Annotated in this window: 22 protein-coding genes and 1 pseudogene; 21 read left to right on the forward strand and 2 right to left on the reverse strand. The window is 28.3% G+C overall.

The genetic code is table 4. The annotated features are described in order from the left end of the window. Positions 1–97 precede the first annotated feature (97 nt). A complete protein-coding gene (locus tag SPM_RS04285; RefSeq protein ID WP_004027883.1) occupies positions 98–730 on the reverse strand; it encodes a type II toxin-antitoxin system antitoxin SocA domain-containing protein in 633 nt (210 codons plus the stop codon). 331 nt (positions 731–1,061) lie between these two features. Between SPM_RS04285 and SPM_RS04290 the strand changes: the two genes are divergently transcribed. The 12 genes and pseudogenes from SPM_RS04290 (at position 1,062) to SPM_RS04340 (ending at position 11,582) form a co-directional block, all read left to right on the forward strand. Continuing rightward, on the forward strand, positions 1,062–1,298 hold the full coding sequence (locus tag SPM_RS04290; RefSeq protein ID WP_004028367.1) for a hypothetical protein: 237 nt from the start codon (positions 1,062–1,064) through the stop codon (positions 1,296–1,298). A gap of 157 nt (positions 1,299–1,455) precedes the next feature. Beyond that, positions 1,456–3,039 (forward strand): annotated as a pseudogene (gene metG, locus SPM_RS04295) (methionine--tRNA ligase). Between the two features lie 22 nt (positions 3,040–3,061). Next, positions 3,062–4,945, forward strand: coding sequence for a tRNA uridine-5-carboxymethylaminomethyl(34) synthesis enzyme MnmG (gene mnmG, locus SPM_RS04300; protein ID WP_408640687.1), 1,884 nt, complete (start codon positions 3,062–3,064; stop codon positions 4,943–4,945). A gap of 11 nt (positions 4,946–4,956) precedes the next feature. Then, the gene (cysS, locus tag SPM_RS04305; protein ID WP_004028369.1) at positions 4,957–6,294 is read left to right on the forward strand and encodes a cysteine--tRNA ligase; all 1,338 of its coding nucleotides are present in this window, start codon (positions 4,957–4,959) and stop codon (positions 6,292–6,294) included. A 4-nt stretch (positions 6,295–6,298) separates the two neighbouring features. Then, positions 6,299–7,612: a methylenetetrahydrofolate--tRNA-(uracil(54)-C(5))-methyltransferase (FADH(2)-oxidizing) TrmFO gene (gene trmFO, locus SPM_RS04310; protein WP_004028370.1), complete on the forward strand. Its 1,314-nt coding sequence runs from the start codon at positions 6,299–6,301 to the stop codon at positions 7,610–7,612. 61 nt (positions 7,613–7,673) lie between these two features. Continuing rightward, positions 7,674–8,408, forward strand: coding sequence for a 23S rRNA (guanosine(2251)-2'-O)-methyltransferase RlmB (gene rlmB, locus SPM_RS04315; protein WP_004028371.1), 735 nt, complete (start codon positions 7,674–7,676; stop codon positions 8,406–8,408). 19 nt (positions 8,409–8,427) lie between these two features. Next, positions 8,428–9,012, forward strand: a complete 585-nt coding sequence (locus tag SPM_RS04320) for an RNA polymerase subunit sigma (protein WP_239643295.1) — start codon at positions 8,428–8,430, stop codon at positions 9,010–9,012. Between the two features lie 53 nt (positions 9,013–9,065). Next, entirely contained in the window at positions 9,066–9,215 is a 150-nt protein-coding gene (gene rpmG / locus SPM_RS06445) for a 50S ribosomal protein L33 (protein WP_004028373.1), read from the forward strand. A 9-nt stretch (positions 9,216–9,224) separates the two neighbouring features. Then, positions 9,225–9,662, forward strand: a complete 438-nt coding sequence (gene secE, locus SPM_RS04325) for a preprotein translocase subunit SecE (RefSeq protein ID WP_004028374.1) — start codon at positions 9,225–9,227, stop codon at positions 9,660–9,662. A 30-nt stretch (positions 9,663–9,692) separates the two neighbouring features. After that, positions 9,693–10,346 (forward strand): transcription termination/antitermination protein NusG, encoded by a 654-nt coding sequence (nusG, locus tag SPM_RS04330; RefSeq protein ID WP_004028375.1) that lies wholly within the window; start codon positions 9,693–9,695, stop codon positions 10,344–10,346. Positions 10,347–10,391: 45 nt separating this feature from the next. Further along, complete coding sequence (locus tag SPM_RS04335; RefSeq protein WP_004028376.1) at positions 10,392–10,985, forward strand: DNA-3-methyladenine glycosylase; 594 nt, start codon at positions 10,392–10,394, stop codon at positions 10,983–10,985. A gap of 9 nt (positions 10,986–10,994) precedes the next feature. Then, positions 10,995–11,582 (forward strand): HNH endonuclease signature motif containing protein, encoded by a 588-nt coding sequence (locus SPM_RS04340; RefSeq protein WP_004028377.1) that lies wholly within the window; start codon positions 10,995–10,997, stop codon positions 11,580–11,582. A 35-nt stretch (positions 11,583–11,617) separates the two neighbouring features. Here the strand turns inward: SPM_RS04340 and SPM_RS04345 are convergent, their stop codons facing one another. Then, a complete protein-coding gene (locus SPM_RS04345) occupies positions 11,618–12,121 on the reverse strand; it encodes an isochorismatase family protein (RefSeq protein ID WP_004028378.1) in 504 nt (167 codons plus the stop codon). Positions 12,122–12,214: 93 nt separating this feature from the next. On the opposite strand from SPM_RS04345, the gene rsmG reads away from it, so the two are divergent. From rsmG to SPM_RS04390, 9 genes are all read left to right on the forward strand, one after another. Then, a complete protein-coding gene (gene rsmG, locus SPM_RS04350) occupies positions 12,215–12,913 on the forward strand; it encodes a 16S rRNA (guanine(527)-N(7))-methyltransferase RsmG (RefSeq protein ID WP_004028379.1) in 699 nt (232 codons plus the stop codon). 59 nt (positions 12,914–12,972) lie between these two features. After that, positions 12,973–13,743: a ParA family protein gene (locus tag SPM_RS04355; RefSeq protein WP_004028380.1), complete on the forward strand. Its 771-nt coding sequence runs from the start codon at positions 12,973–12,975 to the stop codon at positions 13,741–13,743. Next, the gene (locus tag SPM_RS04360) at positions 13,733–14,629 is read left to right on the forward strand and encodes a ParB/RepB/Spo0J family partition protein (RefSeq protein WP_004028381.1); all 897 of its coding nucleotides are present in this window, start codon (positions 13,733–13,735) and stop codon (positions 14,627–14,629) included. The genes SPM_RS04355 and SPM_RS04360 overlap by 11 nt, the downstream gene beginning before the upstream one ends. Before the next feature lie 21 nt (positions 14,630–14,650). Beyond that, complete coding sequence (gene ychF / locus SPM_RS04365) at positions 14,651–15,751, forward strand: redox-regulated ATPase YchF (RefSeq protein WP_004028382.1); 1,101 nt, start codon at positions 14,651–14,653, stop codon at positions 15,749–15,751. A gap of 12 nt (positions 15,752–15,763) precedes the next feature. After that, positions 15,764–16,222 carry a 2-C-methyl-D-erythritol 2,4-cyclodiphosphate synthase gene (ispF, locus tag SPM_RS04370; protein WP_004028383.1) on the forward strand — a complete coding sequence of 153 codons (459 nt, stop codon included), beginning with the start codon at positions 15,764–15,766 and terminating at the stop codon, positions 16,220–16,222. Between the two features lie 26 nt (positions 16,223–16,248). Beyond that, entirely contained in the window at positions 16,249–17,697 is a 1,449-nt protein-coding gene (gene gltX, locus SPM_RS04375) for a glutamate--tRNA ligase (RefSeq protein WP_004028384.1), read from the forward strand. 7 nt (positions 17,698–17,704) lie between these two features. Beyond that, complete coding sequence (locus SPM_RS04380) at positions 17,705–18,937, forward strand: HD domain-containing protein (RefSeq protein ID WP_004028385.1); 1,233 nt, start codon at positions 17,705–17,707, stop codon at positions 18,935–18,937. Between the two features lie 15 nt (positions 18,938–18,952). Then, positions 18,953–19,504 (forward strand): DNA-directed RNA polymerase subunit delta, encoded by a 552-nt coding sequence (gene rpoE / locus SPM_RS04385; protein ID WP_004028386.1) that lies wholly within the window; start codon positions 18,953–18,955, stop codon positions 19,502–19,504. Between the two features lie 84 nt (positions 19,505–19,588). Further along, positions 19,589–21,184, forward strand: coding sequence for a CTP synthase (locus SPM_RS04390; RefSeq protein ID WP_004028387.1), 1,596 nt, complete (start codon positions 19,589–19,591; stop codon positions 21,182–21,184). Positions 21,185–21,224: the final 40 nt, after the last annotated feature.

The following is a 21,224-nucleotide window of genomic DNA, read 5'->3' on the forward strand; positions in this document are numbered from 1 at the left end:
TAACCAAAACCATTAATACCCAATTCATCTTTAAATGAACCAATTAAAATTAACCCGACAATCATTAATATAATTCCAATTGTTAAAATACCTATTATTAATTTCCATTTTTTTTGTATCCTAGTTCTTTATACAATTTAATAATTTCATATGTTTCATCATCTTCATTTTTTGATATGTCTAATGCAAAATCAAAAATTATTGATTTCTTTCCTTCTTGTTGAGCTTTAGTTCATGCTTGTTTTCATGATTTCATTTTTAAGTGAGTATCTTCACTTAATTCTCCAACTTTATTAAAGGAAAAAATTCAATTAACTGCTTCTTTTAATAAAGGTTTTTCAACATCTGAAAAGTAATCTAAATTTATGAATTTTTCAGAATTCAAATCTTTTAAATAAAAAATTTTAGTTTTTGAATTATTATTATTTATATTTATATTTTTGCACATAAAATAATTGAATTTACAATTTGGATTATTATCAATATAGTCCATAAAACTTCCTGGAACTGGTCCATTTTCTAAAGCTATAAAATCAGTTCTAAAAAAATGTTCTCCATATTTTTGCGCCATTTTTCATTCTAAAAATGACATAAATTTTAAAACATAAGTTTTATAAATTGTACGATTAATTTTATTTGCTTCAACTAGTAAAAATAAAATAGACATCTCAATTTTTGTTGCTTGTATTTTAGAAATATCTAAATATTCTGCTAATTTTTTATTTATCATATTATGCTCCTCCAATTTAATATTAATTAATATAATTATACATCGTTTATGTCTTTTTATGTTATTTTAATATATCAATTATAAGCAAATAAGTTATTATTAAATTAATAGATTTGTTGAACTTCATATTACAGTTTACATTATTTTGTCAATTTTATTAAAAAATATGTTAATATAAAAATATAAGATTTTTTTCTACTTGCATTTACAATTTTCAACTTAATAAATTATTTTTTAGTACGGTTAAGTGTGATTAAAATAAAATAAAAATTATAAATATTTTAATTTTTAAAAATTTATAATTGATTTTTTATGATTTTTATTATATTATTTGATTAATAAGATTTGTTGCACTTCATTTTACATAATTCCTTATTTTAAAGAAAAATTAGATATTAAAGAATGACACGATAATTTATATGCTGATGCTGTTCAAATATTGAAAGAAAAATATGCTGATAAACTAATGCAAATAGATTTTATTTATATTCCTTATCAAATGACAGAAATGTTAAATGAAGGTTTACGCAATATTTCTTCACGAAAATTACATGAAGTAACAGCATAAAAATAAGTTTTATTTATAAATAAATAGTTATGAAAATAACTATTTTATTTTATTACTTTTACAAAGGCATTAATTACCTTTTAAAAACCCTTATTTTATTGGTAAAAATACGATATAATTTATATTGTTAAACATATAACAATGAGAGGGATATATTATGAGTCAAAACAAGAAATTATTTTATGTTACAACCCCAATTTATTATCCAAGCGCACAATTACATATTGGGCATGCATATACCACGACATTAGCTGATATTCTTAATCGTTATAAAAAAATGGCGGGCTATGAAACTTTCTTTTTAACAGGTAGCGATGAACATGGTGAAAAAATTGAAAAGAAAGCAAAAACTGCGGGAATAACGCCATATCAATTTACAACAATGATTGTTGATAATTTTAAATTATTATGAAATAAATTAGGAATTGAATATTCAAAGTTTATTCGTACGACTGATAAAGAACATGAAGTTGGAGTCCAAAAGATTTTTAGTAAATTATATAATAATGGGGATATTTACTTAGGAGAGTATGAAGGTTTGTATTGTGTTAGTTGTGAAGAATTTTTAACTGAAGCACAAATTGATAAGATAACAAACCAATGTTTAGTTTGCGGTAATAAGCCACAAAAAGTAAAAGAAGAAACATATTTCTTCAAAGTCTCAAAATATAGTCAATTTTTAATTAATTATTATAATAATCATCCCGGTTTTATTGAGCCAGAAGCAAGAAAAAATGAAATGTTAAATAATTTTATTTTACCGGGCTTAACTGATTTATCTGTTACTAGAACAACTTTTTCTTGGGGAATTAAAACATTAGAAAATGATAAACACATTATTTATGTTTGAATTGATGCTTTATCAAATTATTTAACAGCATTAGGTTATTTGTCAAATGATGATGCATTGTTTAATAAATTTTGAAATAATCCGGATGTTGAAATTTTACAATTATTAGGAAAAGAAATTGCTCGGTTTCACACTATTTATTGGCCAAGTATGTTAGAAAGTTTAGGATTACATGCGATAAAAGTTTATTAGGTTGCCGGTTGAATTTTATTTAAAGATACTAAAATGAGTAAATCAATTGGAAATGTTGTTGATCCATTATATTTAATTGATAAATATGGCCGTGATACATTACGGTTTTATTTAGGATATGAAATTCCAACTGAAAATGATGGTAAATTTTCTTATGAAATGTTTTTAGAATCATACAATGCTCATTTAGTCAACAATATCGGGAACTTGGTATCACGAGTAAGTAATATGATTAGCAAATATTTTAATGGACAGTTAGTAAAACAACAACAACAATTGGATAATGTATTAATTGAAAGTTGTGTTCAAGCGGTGCAAAATTATCAACAAGCAATGGATGCTTATCAAATTTCAGAAGGATTAAGCATTATTTTAGAACTATGTAATAAGGCGAATAAATATATTGAAGAAAATAAACCTTGGGAATTAGAAAAAAATAAAAATATGGAGCAATTACATGAAACTTTAGCAAGTTTAGCTTATACTATTATTGTTAGCGCCTTTTTATTGCAGCCAGTTTTAGTTGATAATGCCCAAAAGATTGCCGATTATTTTAATGTTAATTTAACTAATTTAACATTTAAAACAATTTTAATGCAAGAAATCATATATAATAAAACGATAGAGAAAAAAGAAAACTTATTTAATCGTTTTAATGTAGAACAAGAATTAAAACAAATTGAAACAGAATTAAATTAATAAAAGTAATAAAGGAGGGAGTTTAATGAGAAAATATGATGTAATTGTAATTGGTGCTGGTCATGCTGGAGTTGAAGCAAGTTTAGCTGCAGCAAGAATGCAGAAGAAAACATTATTAGTTACTTTGCATAAAGATAAAATTGCATTAATGCCATGTAATCCCTCAATTGGTGGTCCAGCGAAAGGGATTGTTGTTCGTGAAATTGACGCCATCGGTGGTGAAATGGCAAAAGCAGCTGATGCAACAGCTTTGCAAATGAAATTATTAAATTCTTCGCGAGGGCCTGCTGTATGAGCTTTACGTGCTCAATCAGATAAAATTCAATATGCAAAATATATGCAAAAAGTAATTGAAAAGCAAGATAATTTAGATTTATATGAAGGAGCAGTTCAATCCTTATTGGTTGATGATAATAATAATTGTTATGGGGTAATGTTAAAAGATCAAACACAATTTTTTGCCAAAAAAGTTATTTTAACAACAGGAACATATATGCAATCTTTAGTGTTACAAGGAATGACAAAAAAAGCAGAAGGACCTGATGGCGATATTACAACAGCAGGGTTATCAACGCAGTTAAAACATTTAGGGTTTGAATTATTTCGCCTAAAAACTGGCACACCAGCACGAGTTCTTAATACTTCAATTGATTATAGCAAAGCACAACCAGAACCAGGAAGTGATTTGCAACTAGCCTTTTCTTATTCAACAAAAACATTTACACCGTTAGAAGAGCAAGAATTATGTTGATTAATTCATTCAACACCAAAAACACATAGTATTGTGCAAAACAATTTAACAGCATCAGCAATGTACTCTGGGAATGTAAAAGGAACGGGACCACGTTATTGTCCAAGTTTTGAGGATAAAATTGTCCGCTTTGCTGATAAACCACGTCATCAAATATTTTTAGAACCAGAATCAAAGAGTTTAAATACAATTTATGTTCAAGGGTTTTCAACTTCAATGCCAATTGATGTACAAGAAAAGATGCTCCGTTCCTTGCCAGGATTCGAAAATGTTGAAGTTTTAAAATGAGCTTATGCAATTGAATATGATGCGGTTGTACCAACACAGTTAAAACATACATTAGAAACAAAAAAAATTAAAAATTTATATACAGCAGGTCAAATCAATGGAACAAGTGGATATGAAGAAGCTGCTTGTCAAGGTTTAATGGCTGGAATTAATGCTGTTTTAAGTATTGATCAAAAAGAACCTTTCATTTTACGTCGTGATCAAGCTTATATTGGAGTATTAATTGATGATTTAATTACAAAAGGAACGGAAGAACCTTATCGTTTATTAACTTCCCGTGCCGAATATCGCTTATTATTGCGGAATGATAATGCTGAAGAACGGTTAAAAAATTATGCTTATCAATTAGGTTTAATTGATCAAAAAAGTTGAACAGAATATCAAAATAATGTGCAAAGTTATAATGAAGTAATGCAATTATTAAAAGAAACTTATTTCACGGCAAAATCACCATTAATTCAAAAGTTAGCTAACTTAGGTGTTGCCAAGATTACAGAACGCATTTCTGGTTATAATTTATTAAAACGACCAAATATTGAGTTAAAATATTTAGAGGAGGAGTTACCACCGTTAAATAATTTAAAATCATTTTTAAAACAAAACTTATTAATTAATATTCGCTTTGAAGGATATATAAAAAAAGAACAAGAAATTGCTTTAAAAACAATTAAGTTGGAAAATAAATTAATTCCGGCTAATTTAAATTATGACTTAGTAGATAACTTAGCACTTGAAGCACGAGAAAAATTTAAAAAGATTCGACCAATTTCAATTGGTCAAGCAAATCGAATTTCAGGAATCAATCCAGCTGATATTCAAATGCTTTTGTTTCATTTAAAAAAAATGGAATTGGATGCAAATAGATAAGAGGGTGAAGTATGAAATTATATAATACTTTGACTCGTAATTTTACAGATTATAGTCAAACAAAAAAAATTAATATTTATGGTTGTGGACCAACTGTCTATAATTACATTCATATTGGTAATGCTCGCGCAATTATTACTGTTGATTTATTAGTTAGTTTTTTACAATTTCAACAAATTGAGGTTAATTATATTCAAAATTATACGGATATTGATGATAAGATTATTGCTAAAGCAGCAGCAGAACATAAAACTGAACAAGAGATTGCAGAATTTTATATTAAAGCTTTTGAAGAAGATGTTTTTAATTTAAATGTTAGAACACCAACTAAGCGAGTACGAGTAACAGACCATGTTAAAGATATTGTTACTTTTATTCAAAAATTAGTTAAAATTAATGCTGCATATGAAGTTAATGGTAGTGTATATTTTGATATTGCAAAATATCAAACACAATATGGACAATTAGCTAATAAAAAAATTTCAGAATTAGAAGCTAATGCTCGAATTGAACATGATGCTAACAAACATAGTCAATATGACTTTGCATTATGAAAGCAAACAACAGAAGGGATTTCTTTCCCCTTTTATGATCAAAAAGGTAAATTATATCAAGGTCGTCCAGGATGACATACGGAATGTGCTGTCTTAATTGATAAATTTTTTCATAAAGAAACAATTGACATTCATGCCGGAGGAATTGATTTAGTTTTTCCTCATCATGAAAATGAACGAATTCAATTTTTCGCAAAAAATAATAAGGAAATTGCAAAAATTTGAATGCATAATGGGCATTTAAATGTTGCTGATAAAAAAATGAGTAAATCTTTAAATAATACTATTTTAGTTCGTGATTTTATTAAATTATATGGGGCAAATACATTACGTTACTTATTATATGCAACTAATTATACACAACCATTAAATGTAACAGAAACTTTAATTATTAGTGCGCAAGGTGAAACAGAAAAGATTTTTAAAGTGTTAAAAGCAATAAATTTATATTTAGCTGAATATGATTTAAATTATAATTTAACACAACATGGTCACAATGTTAAGGAAGTCCTTGCTGAGTTAGCAAATAATTTGAATAGCCCGAATGTTTTAACTATTATTAGTAAAATGACTAAAATTATTAATACTCAATTACGTGACAAAAAACTTAATTTACAACTTGCTAGTGATTTTTATAATATTATTTTTAATATTATGAATTTTAATTTTAAATTACCAGTAATTAGTAGTGAAATTCGTAAATATTTATTAGAATGAATTAAGTCAAAAAATAATAAGGATTTTGTCAAAGCAGATGAACTTCGTAAGGTTTTAGTAGAAAAAGATATTTTGTAACATAATGAAACAAAAAGAAACTAATGTTATTGGCGCTGGGTTAGCAGGCTGTGAAATTGCTTACCAGTTAGCAAAACGTGGGTTAAAAGTAAAATTATATGAAGCAAAAACATTATTTAAAAATCCAGTTCAAAAATTAGATACATTTGCAGAATTAGTTTGTTCTAATTCTTTTCGTAGTGTTTCGAAAGAAAATGCAATTGGTATTTTAAAAGAAGAGTTAAAATTATTAGATTCTTTAATTTTAAAAACAGCTTATGATGTCCAAGTTCCTGCTGATGATGCGCTTAGTGTTGACCGCGAGTTATTTTCACAAAAAGTTACAGCAACTTTAATAAATCATCCTAATATTAATATTATTTATGATGAATTTATTAAAATAGATCCAAAACAAATTACCATTATTGCTGTTGGACCATTAGTAACAGCAAATTTTGCTTTTGAACTTAAGAAGTTAATTGGTAAGAAAGCATTGTATTATTATGATGGTTCAGCTCCAATTATAACAAAAGCTGGAATTGATTTTTCAAAAGCATATTATGGCGCACGACACTCAGAACAAAAGGATTATATTATTTGTCCATTAACAGAAGATGAATTTAATCAATTAGTTACCGAATTAGTAAAAGCAAAACGAGTACCTATTGCAGATTTTGAAAAATATTTTAAAGGTTGTCAACCAATTGAGATTATGGCACAAACATCACGAAAAATTCTTTTGAATGGGCCAATGAGTAGTAATCATTTAATAGACAAAAATGGTAAGCAACCGTTTGCGGTGGTTCAATTACGACAAGATAATGTAATTGATAGTTTATATAATTTAGTAGGCTGACAGACAAATCTAACGTGACCAGAACAAAAACGAATTATTAAACAATTTATTCCAGGGTTAGCAAAAGTAGATATTGTTCGATATGGAGTTTTACATAAAAATAATTATATTAATTCTCCAAAAGTTTTAAATCAATTTTTACAATATAAACAAAATAATAATATTTTTTTTGCTGGTCAAATTATTGGTGTAGAAGGTTATTTAGAATCAGCGGCAGCAGGCTTATTATGTGCCTTAAATGTCTATCAATATGTAATGGATTTACCATTAATTAAATTTCCTTCAGAAACTATGCTAGGAGCATTAGTTAACTATGTTACAAATCCAAAACAACGAGATTTAAAACCGATGAAAGCAAATATTGGCATCGTGCCAACTTTAACAACTAAATTCAAAAGTAAAACAGAGAAAAATTTAGCAATTTATTCTCGAGCAATAAAAAAATTAAAAGAAACTATTAAAAAATATCAAATTAAATTATAATACTTATAAAGAAATTTATTAATATTAGTTATGGATAATAAAACAGGAAAAGGAAGAAAATATGCAAGAATATATATACATTTATGGAATTAATCCTGTTGTGGAATCATTATTAAATCCAGCAGTGAAAATTAATAAACTTTATTTATTACCACAAGGGAAAAATAATGATTATTATTTAAAACTAGCTAAAAGTCGTCAACTTAAGGTTGTATTTTGTTCAGCAGTTGAAATGACAACGCTTGTACAAACTAGTAAGCATCAAAGTTTGGTATTAGAAATTTGTAAACCACAAAATTATTCATTAACTTCGATAACAACAAAAGCATTACAAAATAAACATCCATTTTTATTAGTTCTTGATCAAATTTCTGACCCACATAATTTTGGTGCAATTTTGCGAACTTGTGATTTGTTTAATGTTGATGGGGTTATTATTTTAGATAAACGACAAGTTGATATTAATGCTACTGTTGCCAAAACATCTGCCGGTGCATTTAATTATGTTCCAGTTTGTCGAGTAAATAATTTAACTAATGCAATTGAATATTTAAAAAAACAAGGGTTTTGAATCTATGCAACAAGTTTAACCACAAAAGCACAAAATGTAAGTGAATTAAAATATGATACCCCAATTTGTCTAATCGTCGGTAATGAAGGAACAGGAATTAGTGCAAAATTATTAAAGCATGCTGATTTTAATATTTATATTCCAACAGCAGGTCATCTTGATTCTTTAAATGTATCGGTTGCTAGTGCTATTTTAATTTATCAAATTAAAATGTTGCAACAATAGAATTTAATTTAGAAAGGATTTGACTATTGTTACGATGAATGAATATGAATTACTTTATTTATTTCAAGAAGGTCATAATAAGACAGCATTATTTAGTTTATATAAATTATATGCGCCCTTTCTAGAAAATGTTAAGCGACGAACTTTTTATAAGTATTTTGGGTTACCAATTGAATTAGCTGATTTAGAAAGTTTAAAATATTTTTCAGTATTAGAAAGTGCCAAAATGTATAATCCCCAGTCGTCAAAAAAATTAAAAGATTTTATTTTTCAACGTTACACATGAGATATTCATAAACAAATTCGCCAATTTTTTAATTTAAAAAATAGAGTCTTAAATTATTATATTAAATTAACTAATGAGAATATCACTAATAAAGATGATAATTTTTCGAATAAAATGGCTTGTTTTGATGAACAAAAACAAATTATTAAAATATTTTATCAACGATTGTCGCCCTTAGAAAAAGAAGTATTTCGATTATGGTTTGCTGGTGAAAATATTTATAATATTCATCAGTTATTAGGGTTGAATTATCGCCAAGTTGATAATGCAATGCAACGAATTATGCAAAAAACAAGAGATTTTTATAAAAATAGTTAATTAAGTATATGAATATTGTTATTAATATACTATAATTAATTATGGTGAATATTATGCGCGAAAAGATTATATTAGTATGTTCCGAATGTTTAAATCGAAACTATACAACATTTAAAAACAAGATGACACAGAAAGAACGATTAGAAATAAATAAGTTTTGTAAAACATGTAATAAACATACTAAACATAAAGAAACAAGGTAGGTGTTTGCAATGGAAAAAAATGAAAAATCAAAAAAGAAAATTAAAACTGTTTTAACAAAAGAAGAAAAAAAAGCGTTAAAAATTCAAAAGAAAAATGAAAAAGCAGCGCTAATTTTTCAGAAAAAAGCAAGTAAAACAGCACCAATTCAAGTTGGAACAAGAAAAATAAGCACAACACCAGAAGTTGATGAAAATGGTGAACCAATTAAAAAAGGTCTTTTTAAGCGTAAAAATTCAAATAAAAGTAAAAAAACAAATTGAAAATTAGCTTTTCGTGAATTTCCTGTCAAAATGGCAAAAGAAGTTACAAGAATTCGATGAACAAGTAAGGGTAGTTTAGGACGCAAGTTTTTAATCACAATTTTATTTATTATTGCTTTTGCGGTGTTTTATTTAGTATTAGATTTAGTTTTACATCATTTACTAACTGTTGCTCGCATTATATAATTAATAAATAGGTTTAAAAGGAGTAAAGTAATGTTAGGAAAAAACACAATAACAGATGAAATCATTGATAATGATAAAAGTGAAGACAGAGAAACTTTAGAAGATATTACGAAGTATCCTGGAAAATGATATGTAATTAATTGTTATTCTGGGCATGAAGATCGTGTTCGTGATGACTTAATTCAGCGGGTAGAATCATTAAATATGAAAGATGTTGTTTTTGATATTAGAGTTGTAAAAGAGACAGTTTCAGCCAAAAAAGGAGGAAAACTAATAGAAAAAGAGAAAAATGTTTATCCAGGTTATATTTTTATTAATATGATTATGAATGATGAAGTTTGATATATTGTTCGGAACACAACAGGGGTTACTGGATTTATTGGTTCATCAGGGCGAGGAACAAAACCTTTTCCTTTAACAGATCAAGAAGCAAGAACAATGCTTTCAAAATCATTGGCAGCTAAAAAAACAGCAACACAGCAAGGAAAAAAAGTTAAAAAAGTATTTGTGGCAAACTTTGAAGTTAATGATTATGTTCGAATTTTATCAGGAACTTTTACTGAGATGGAAGGACAAGTAACAAAAATTGACACTTCAAAAGGGATTGCAATAGTAAATTTAGAAATGTTTGGTCGTTTGACACCTACTGAGGTTGAATTTGACCAATGTGAAAAAATTGGGTAGGTTAGCATAGCAAATTAATATTAATTTTTGTTATGCTTTTTTAAAATGATAAATGTAAACCGTTTAACTGATGATACTTTTTTTATGCAAAATGCTGTTGTTGTTGCACGCGAATTATTAGGAAAATATTTAGTTCGAATTATTAATGGGAAAAAAATTGTTTGTAAAATTATTGAAACCGAAGCTTATGATGGACCTGATGATGATGCTAATCATGGGTTTAACAATAACCGTAGTTCTCGTAATGAAACACTTTTTTGAAAAGGCGGTTTTGCACATGTTTTTCTAATTTACGGAATGTATTATTGCTTTAATATTGTTACTGATCAAACTGATTATCCAAGTGCAGTTTTATTACGCGCTGGTGAAATTATTATTGATGAAACAGTTCCTGACTTTGTTTCAACACCACGGTTAGCAAATGGTCCTGGGAAGTTGTCACGCTATTTAAAAATTACTAAAGCTGATGATGGTCTTGCCCTGCTAGAAAGTTCGGTTTTATATCTTGCCGAAGATATCGTTCCACCTACAATTGACATTACAACAACATCACGAGTCAACATTGAGTATGCAACAAATTTTAAATTAAAACCATATCGATTTTATATTACAGATCACAAGGCAGTTTCGAAAAAATAAGAGGTTAAAATGAATAAAGCAAAAAAAGCAGAAATTTGAAAGGTCCACCGAGAATTTCCTTATCTTGAGATTAGCAATATGGGACGTGTTCGTAATATTGTAACAAAGAAAATTAAGGAATTAAAGAAACCAAAAAACACTAATTATTATTTAATTCGTCGTCGTGAAGACGGAAAAACAAAAACAAGACCATTACATAAATTGGTTGTTGAATTATTTATTGGTTCAGTTCCACCAAATATGACAATTGATCATATTAATGGTAACCCACGTGATAATAGAGCAGAAAATTTAGAAATTGTTTCAAAACGAGAAAATACAATTCGACAAATTAGGATGTGATCACATCCGCATAGTTTTTATAATCGTGATTTAGTGGAAGCACATAGTGAGAAACGATGAATGTATCGTGGTGAACTATATAATTGAATTGAAATTTTAAAACTATTACATGCTCAAGGCATTATTTACTATCAAGTTAAATGAAAAGGAAGTAGTAAAGGACGCATTGGTCAATTACCAAATGGTGAAACAATTATGCGTGTCAAAAATATTGATTCTAATAATGGTGATAATGAAGATGATGATGATTTTTAAAAAAACTATTATGTTGTTCATTCATAATAGTTTTTTTAAAAAACAACTTGTGGTTTAAGACCAATACTAGCTGTTAAGTCAACAGTACCATGATAGTTTAATTTAATAGCATCAACAAGCGTTGCTGAAACACAAACATCTAAAGCAACACCAACAATGACTAAGTTGGTAACCTTGTGTTCTTGAAGAAATTCATGTAATCCATTTGAAGTTTGATTATCACTAAAAAAACCACTGTAACTATCAGCATCTTGTTGTGTTCCTTTTAAAATAATATGATCAAATTGCGTTGTAGTTAATTTATAAAACTCACTGCCAAAGGTATTTGCAATACAATGTGGACCTCATTTGGCAAATGAGCAATGATTATTAGGATGAAAATCTTTTGTTGCAATAACTAAATCATCATTATGCTGAAATTCAGCAATTAAAGCAACAATTTTTTCATATAGTTTTTCTGCTCCTGGAACATATAATGCTCCATTAGGGTCAACAAAATCATTTTGATAATCAACGACAATTAAAGCTTTTTTATTCATTTTATACTCCTTTTAATTATTTCTTAACTATTTATATATTACCAAATATATTGTTATAATGTTAAAAGCAATTAAAAGTTATGGGGGATATCGATGATTAAATTAATTAAAACAGCTTTACCAGCATTACAAATTACACCTGAACAAGAAAAACAGTTACAAGTATATTATCAATATTTAATTGAACAAAACCAAATTATGAATTTAACCACAATTATTAAGGAAGAAGAGGTTTATCTTAAACATTTTCTTGATTCAGGATTATTATTAAAAGAATTCTCATTTTCTAAGGAGATGACAGTTAGTGATGTTGGTAGTGGGGCTGGTTTTCCAGGGCTTGTTTTAAAAATTCTTTGTCCAACAATTAAATTAACAATTATTGAATCGTTAGAAAAACGATGTTTATTTTTACAACGATTAGTGCTGAAGTTACAGTTAAAAGATGTTGAAATTATTCATGCTCGAGCAGAAGAATATAGTTGAGCGCATTCTGAATCTTTTGATATTGTTGTTTCTCGTGCTGTTGCTAATTTAGGTATGCTATTAGAATTGGTAGTGCGAATGGTTAAAACATCAGGAATGATTATTTGTTATAAAGGACCAAATGTTAATGCTGAATTGCAGGCAGCGCAAAAAACTTTATCTGTTTTGAATTTAAAATTAGAAAAAATTCAACATGAAACAATTTTACAACTTGGTGAACGGAACATATGTTATTTTATTAAGACAAGGCCAACTGCAGAACCGTACCCACGTCGGTTTAATCAAATAAAAAAATTTCCAATTGGATAAAGTGTTATATAATAATAATGTATAAAATTATCAGATGCAACGGAACGGAAAGGACAATTATGGGAAAAATTATTGCAATCACAAACCAAAAAGGTGGCGTTGGTAAAACAACAACTTCGATTAACTTAGCGGCCGGATTGGCACGTACTGGACGAAAAATTTTATTAGTTGATATTGATCCCCAAGGAAATGCAACAACGGGAACAGGGGCTAATAAAGAAGAAATTCATGAAAGTATGTATGATGTTTTAGTTGGACAAATCCCATTAAAAAATATTATTATTTCAGACATTATAACTAATGTTGATTTAGCACCAGCAACCATTTCATTAGCGGGGGCAGATATTTATTTGATGGAAAGAACAGAAGATAACCAAAGCATTTTATTAGAGCGGATTAAACCGGTTCGTGATAAATATGATTTTATTTTAATTGATTGTCCTCCTTCTTTAGGATTGATTAATCGAAATGCACTAGCTTGTGCTGATTCTGTTTTAATTCCAATTCAAGCAGAGTATTATGCGTTAGAAGGTTTAGCACAGTTATTAACAACAATTCATTTTGTTCAAAAAATGTTTAATGAAAGTTTAACAATTGAAGGAATTGTTTTAACAATGTTTGATTCAAGAACAAAATTATCATTTGAAGTGATGACGGAAGTTAAAAAATATTTTAATGAAAAAGTTTATCGAACACATATTCCAAGAAATGTTAAAATTAGTGAATCACCATCACATGGTTTAAGTATTTTTGAATATGATAAAGGTGGTGCAGGTGCAGTTGCGTATGAAGAATTAGCGAGAGAGGTGTTGGCGAACAATGGCAAGTAATACTAAAAGTCGATTAAGTTCAAAAGGGTTAGATAAAATTTTTGGTGAAGGAATCAACGAAGTAATTAAAGGGATTGAGAGTAATGATGCTTTAAAAGAAACAGCAAATGAAATTGCATTAGCGGAAATTTTTCCTAATCCGCATCAACCCCGCAAAAATTTTAACGAAGAAGAGTTAACAGAATTAGCACAGTCAATTAAAGAATATGGTTTAATTCAACCTATTATTGTGAAAAAAACTAATAATGGTTATTATTTAGTTGCCGGAGAACGTCGTAGTCGTGCCGCAAAATTAGCGGGATTAACAACGATTCCAGCAATTGTAGTTGATTTTAATGATCAGCAAATGAAAGAAGTTGCTTTAATTGAAAATATTCAACGAGTTGATTTAAATTCAATTGAAGAAGCTAATGCTTATAAAGAATTGATTGAGTTATTAGGTTTAACACAAGAAGAATTAGCACAACGAATTGGAAAATCACGTAGTCATGTCACAAATACAATGCGATTATTAAATTTACCAACTGAAGTGCAAACCTTGTTATTAGAAAATAAAGTAACAATGGGCCAAGTTAAACCATTAATTAGTTTAAATGTTGACAAAAATGAATTTAAAAACATTCTTAATAAGATTATTAATTTAAATTTAAATGCGCGTCAGGTTGAAGAATTAGTAAAAGAATACAATCCAAAAATAACGAAACCATTGATTGAACATTCAGAGAAGGATTCGTCAAAACGAGCTGTTAATGAATTTTTGGAAAATAAAATAATGCGAAGATTAGGAACCAAAGTAGTCATTGATACTGATAAAATTCTTATCAAGTATACTGGAATTAAAGATTTAAACCGTATTTTAGAATTATTAGGTTTAATTGACGATTAATTAATAGTAAGGAAGAACATAATGGCATTAAAAATGGGAATAGTTGGCTTACCAAACGTTGGTAAATCCACTTTATTTAACGCAATTACAAATTCACAAGTTGAAGCGGCTAATTATCCATTTGCAACAATTAATCCAAATGTTGGAACAGTGGCCGTTCCTGATGAACGAATGGATACTTTAATTGCCCTTTGTGCTCCCGATAAGGCAATTCATAGTACTTTTGAATTTTATGATATTGCAGGATTAATTGCGGGAGCTAGCAAAGGCGAAGGTTTAGGAAATGCTTTTTTGCAAAATATTCGAGAAACTGATGCAATTTGTATGGTTATCCGTTGTTTTGATAATAAAGATATTACCCACGTTGAAGGAACAATTGATCCAATTCGTGATATTGAAATTATTAATTTAGAATTAATTATTTCTGACCAAGAACAAATTAAAAAACGAATTGATAAAATTGGTAAAAAAGCACAGACTTTTAAACAAAAAGAAGATGTTTTTGAATATGAATTGTTATTAAAGTTAGGGACAGCATTAGAAGAAAATAAATTATTAAAAGATTTAACATTATCAGATGATGAACTAAGAGTAGTAAAGAATTTTAATTTATTAACAATTAAACCTTTTATTTATGTTGCGAATGTTGCAGAAAGTGATTTAAATCAACCAGATAATTTTTATGTTAAAACAGTTAAAGAATATGCTCAACAAAAAGAAATTGAAGTAGTTGTTATTTGTGCTAAAATTGAAGAAGAATTATCAGCATTAGAACCAGATGATCGGAAGTTATTAATGACTGATTATGGTATTAAAGAAGCCGGTTTAAGCCAATTAATTAAAAAATCTTATGCTTTATTAGGCCTACAAACATTTTTTACTGCTGGTAAGCAAGAAGTACGAGCATGAACTTTTAAAAAAGGAGCTACAGCGCCAATGTGTGCAGGAATTATTCATTCTGATTTTGAGCGCGGTTTTATTCGGGCAGAAGTTTATTCATATGCTGATTTAGTTAAATATGGTAGTGAAAAAGCTGTCAAAGAAAATGGACGTTTACGAAGCGAAGGAAAAACTTATGTTATGCAAGATGGTGATATATGTTTTTTTAAATTTAATGTCTAAGGAGAAATAATAATGCGAGTTGGCAATAGTTATGATTTACATAATTTAAAAATGGGAACAGGTTTTTATTTGGGGGGAATTCTTATTCCATGCCAATACCAAGTTGAAGCTGTTTCTGATGGTGATATTTTGTTGCATACAATTAGTGAAGCAATTATTGGAGCCTTAGGATTGGGTGATTTAGGTGAATGATTTGATGAAACAAATAAAAAACTTAATTCACAGTTAATTTTAAAAAAAGCATTAACATTAATGGCTGAGCAGAATTATCAAATTAGTAATATTGATACAACAATTATTATTGATGAACCACGTTTACAAAAACATAAAAAAGCAATTAAAACTAATTTACAAAAATTATTACAAATTCCAGCTGAAAAAATTAATTTAAAAGCAACAACTACTGAACAAAATTTTCCAAATATTATTCAAAGTTATACAACATTATTACTATTAAAAGAAAATGATTAGGTAAAAGGTTAGAATAGGGGATTAAAATGAAGCAAAAAGTTAGATTACGTTATGCGCCAAGTCCAACGGGATTTTTACATATTGGTAATACAAGAACGGCATTATTTAATTATTTATTTGCAAAACATTATGATGGTGTTTTTGTTCTACGAATTGAAGATACAGATATTGAACGAAATGTGGAAGGAGCAATTGCATCACAATTAGATAATTTACGTTGATTAGGGATTGAACCAGATGAAACAATTGATCGCCCAGGAGCTTATGGGCCATATCGACAATTAGAACGATTAGAGCTTTATCAGAAATATGCACAAAAATTATTAACAACAAAAAAAGCATATTATTGTTTTTGTACTCCAGCTGAACTTGACAAAGATCGTGAAGCACAATTAGCAAAAGGATATTCTTCACCACGTTATAATCGCAAGTGTTGACAATTAACTTCCGAACAAATTGCTGAAAAATTAGCGAAACAAATTCCGTATAATTTACGTTTTTTTGTTCCCGATGAAGCAAGTTATGATTTTAATGATTTAGTCCGCGGATCTGTTCATTTTGAAGGAAAAGACCTTGGTGATTGAGTCATTTTAAAATCAAATGGGATTCCAACTTATAACTTTGCGGTAGTCATTGATGATATGTTAATGGAAATTAGTCATGTTGTGCGGGGAGAAGAACATATTTCGAATACGCCAAAACAATTAATGATTTACGAAGCATTTAATGCGACCCCCCCCGTTTTTGCTCATTTAACCTTAATTGTTAATGAACAACATAAAAAGTTGTCAAAACGAGATAGTCATTTAATGCAATTTATTAGTCAATATCGAACATTAGGATATTTACCAACAGCAATTTTTAATTTTATTAGTTTATTGGGATGATCCCCCCCGGGTACTGTTGAAATTTTTAGTCATGATGAGTTAATTAAAATTTTTGATGAAACACGATTTAGTAAATCACCAAGTATGTTTGATGTTAAAAAATTAACTTGAATGAATAATTATTATCTTAAACAAATGTGTGATGAGGATTATCTAACTTTTGTCCGACCTTTTTTAGCAGCGGGCTATGATTTAACAAAAAAAACAACCGAATGAGTAAATATGTTATTATTAATTTATAAAAAAGAACTCCAATATGGGGCAGAAATTGTAGCATTAACAAAACCATTTTTTGAACCAACAACAAAATTATCAGCAACAACGCAAGCAGTGCTAACAGAATTAAGTGGTTATGAAGAAATGATAACATCTTTTAAAACAGCGTTAAGTCAATTGCCAGTTTGAGATGAACCAAATATTAAGCAATTAATTAGTAAAATGGGGGAGCAATATGTTATGAAAGGAAAGAATTTATTTATGCCAATTCGAATTTTCACTTCTCATCAGGAACATGGACCAGAACTAGCAAAGGTTATTTATTTATTAGGGAAAGAACAAGTAATTAGTAATATTACTAAATTGCAATAACGAAAAAATGAAATTACCACTAACAATCCGAGATAGTGTTCATGGCGATATTGAAATTAATGAAGAAATTACCGTAAAATTAATTAACACTCCAGAATTCCAACGCTTGCGTCGCATTAGCCAATTAGCAGGGGGGCAATTTGTTTTTCCAAGTGCTTCTCATACGCGTTTTTCACATTGTATTGGTGTTTATTATTTAGTTAGTAAAATGTTAGAAACAACAAGTTTTCAAGAAATGTATAGTAAGCATGAACAATTATTGGTTAAATTAGCAGGATTACTGCATGATGTTGGACATGGACCATTTTCCCATACATTTGAAATGACTAATCAAGTAACAAAACAAAATATTAGTCATGAAAATTATTCGTCTTTATTAATTAAAGATCCAACAACAAATATTAATAAAATTTTAGCGGCCGAATTTAGTCCAGACGAAATTAATGAATTATGTATGATGATTGAAGGCAAACATCCTGATGGGGTTTTATCATCGTTAGTTTCATCTCAATTAGATGCTGACCGAATGGATTATTTATTACGTGATGGGCAAACGAGTGGCGTAGGCTATAGCCATGTTGATACGCAGTGAATTATTCGGCATTTGTTTATTAAAGATAAAAAGATTGTTTTTCCGTTAAAAGTACAATATGCAATTGAATCATTTTTAATTGGTCGTTATCATATGTATAAGCAAGTTTATTTACATTCGTTAAGCATTGGATTTGACTTAACTTTCCAAATGATGTTTAAACGATTGTATGATTTATATCACAACAAGTATCAGTTTAAAAATAAAGCAATTATTACTTTATTAACCCCGGTGTTGGAAGGAAAAATGATGAGTCCGAACCAATATTGTACGTTAGATGATTATACATTATTTACCTATTTAAAAATGTTAGAAAGTGAAAATGATGAGATTTTAGTTACATTAATTAAAATGTTAACGATGCGGAATTTTCTTCAAAAAATAAACCCAGAAAAAAGAAATTTCGAAGAAATTAAAAATAATTTGATAAAAAAATATAAAAACCATTATAATTATTTTATGGTTGAATACAACCTAAAACCAGTTAAATTATATGATAGTGATACTAAACCAATTTATATTGATACACCAAAAGGAATTAAATGCATTATGGAAGTTTCAGAAGTCTTAGCGTTTAAAAATAATAGTAAAAAAACAGCAACAACAATTTGGTTTTCAATTGGGGAAAAATATGAGAATGATTGATAAGAAAGGTTTAAATTAATGAACGATAATGTAGAATTGTTAGAATTAGTGTATTCATATTTAAAAAAGAAAAAAAATAGTGATACTTTTGAAAATATTTGAAATGATATTGCATCAAAAAGTGATGTGACAGTTCACGGAGCCAGCAAAGAAGATGTTATTGCGGAATTATATACTGACTTGGTGTTAGATAACCGTTTTGTTTTGACAAGTGAAGGTATGTGAGGATTACGTGAATTCTTAAAATATGATGAAATTAAAAAACAATATGATTATACTGATCAGTTTGAAACAACAGAAGAATTTGAAGATATTGATTTAGATGAAGATGATGAAGATGAAGACGAAGAGGAAAATGAAGAAGCATTAATTGGTACTCTTGATTTTGATGATACATTAGATGATGATGATAACGAGGAAGATGATTTTGTTGAAATAGAAGTTGATGACGATTTAATTGAAAATGATTATTCTATTGATGATGACGACGAAACAGTAGCAGCTAAATTGGGTATTACAGAAGAAATTGACTGAAAAGCTCTTGAAAAAGAAATGGAAGAAAATAATTAATACCAAGATTAAAGAGTGTTAGAAGTGACAACCCTGTTAATTTCTAAACTCTTTTTAATTTGAGGATGAAAGGATGATAAAACAATGGCAAAATATATTTTTGTAACTGGTGGAGTTGTTAGTGGTTTAGGGAAAGGAATTACAGCTTCTTCAATTGGTGTTTTATTAAAAGCAAGTGGGTTAAATGTTTTTATGCAAAAATTTGATCCATATTTAAATGTTGATCCTGGAACAATGAGTCCTTATCAACATGGTGAAGTTTTTGTAACAGCAGATGGTGCTGAAACAGATTTAGATTTAGGACATTATGAACGTTTTATTGATGAAAATTTAACTAAAGAATCAAATATTACTTCAGGACGAATATATAAAAATGTAATTGAAAAAGAACGTCGTGGCGAATATGAAGGTGGAACAGTTCAAGTTGTTCCACATGTTACAAATGAAATTAAAAAGAAAGTTTATCATGCTGCATCAACTTCAAAAGCAGATATTATTATTACTGAAATTGGGGGGACAGTTGGAGATATTGAATCGTTACCTTTTATTGAAGCAATTCGTCAAGTTCGAATGGAACAAGGACGAGAAAATGTTATTTATATGCATGTTTCCTTAGTTCCATATATTGCAGCATCAAAAGAATCAAAGACAAAGCCAACCCAACATTCAGTCCGAGAACTATTATCACTGGGGATTCAACCAGATATTGTTGTTGCCCGTACTGAACAAGTTCTAGATGATAACGTTCTTGAAAAAATTGCTCTATTTTGTAATATTGAAAAAAGTAATGTTTTAGTAGCTACTGATGTTGCTAGTATTTATGAAGTACCATTAAAAATGTATGAACAAAATGCTCAAATAGTAATTAGTAAGTTATTAAATTTAAAAATCACTAAAACTGATATGTCAGAATGAAAACGGTTTGTTGAAAAAATTAATCAGTCTCAACAAGTAATTGAAATTAAATTAGTTGGAAAATATATTGAACTTCCAGATGCTTATTTATCAGTTAGTGAATCGTTGCGAATTGCTGGATATGAAAATAAGGTTAAAATTAAAATTGATTGAATTAAAGCAGAAGATATTAATAAAAAAAATTATCAACAATTATTAAAAAATGCCAAAGGCATTTTAGTTCCTGGTGGTTTTGGTGAACGTGGTTTTGAAGGGAAAATTTTAGCATGCCAATTTGCTCGTGAAAATAACATTCCGTTTTTTGGAATTTGTTTTGGAATGCAAGCAGCTGTAATTGAATTTGCCCGTAATGTTTGTCATATTCAAGATGCTAATTCTTCAGAATTAACAGAAACAAAAAATGCAATTATTGACATTATTCGTGGAAAAGATAAAACTGATGCTTTAGGAGGAACATTACGCTTAGGTAATTATAAAACAACTTTTGTTCCAAACACATTAGCCCATAAATTATATGGCAAAAATGAGGTTTTAGAACGTCATCGCCATCGCTATGAAGTTAATAATGATTATCGTGAACAATTAGCGCAAGCAGGGTTAGTATTTAGTGGCCTTTATGTTGAGAAAAACTTAGTGGAAGTCATTGAAATCCCCAAACATCCTTTTTACCTTGCTGCTCAATATCATCCCGAATTTACTTCTCGCCCAAATAAACCGAATCCATTATTTAATGGTTTTGTGCAAGCAGTAATTAAAAATAAATAAAATGAAAAATTTAAAAAAATAGGCAGATTTATATTAAGAT

The sequence above is a fragment of the Spiroplasma melliferum KC3 genome, assembly GCF_000236085.2.
Classification (GTDB): Bacteria; Bacillota_I; Bacilli_A; order Mycoplasmatales; family Mycoplasmataceae; genus Spiroplasma; species Spiroplasma melliferum.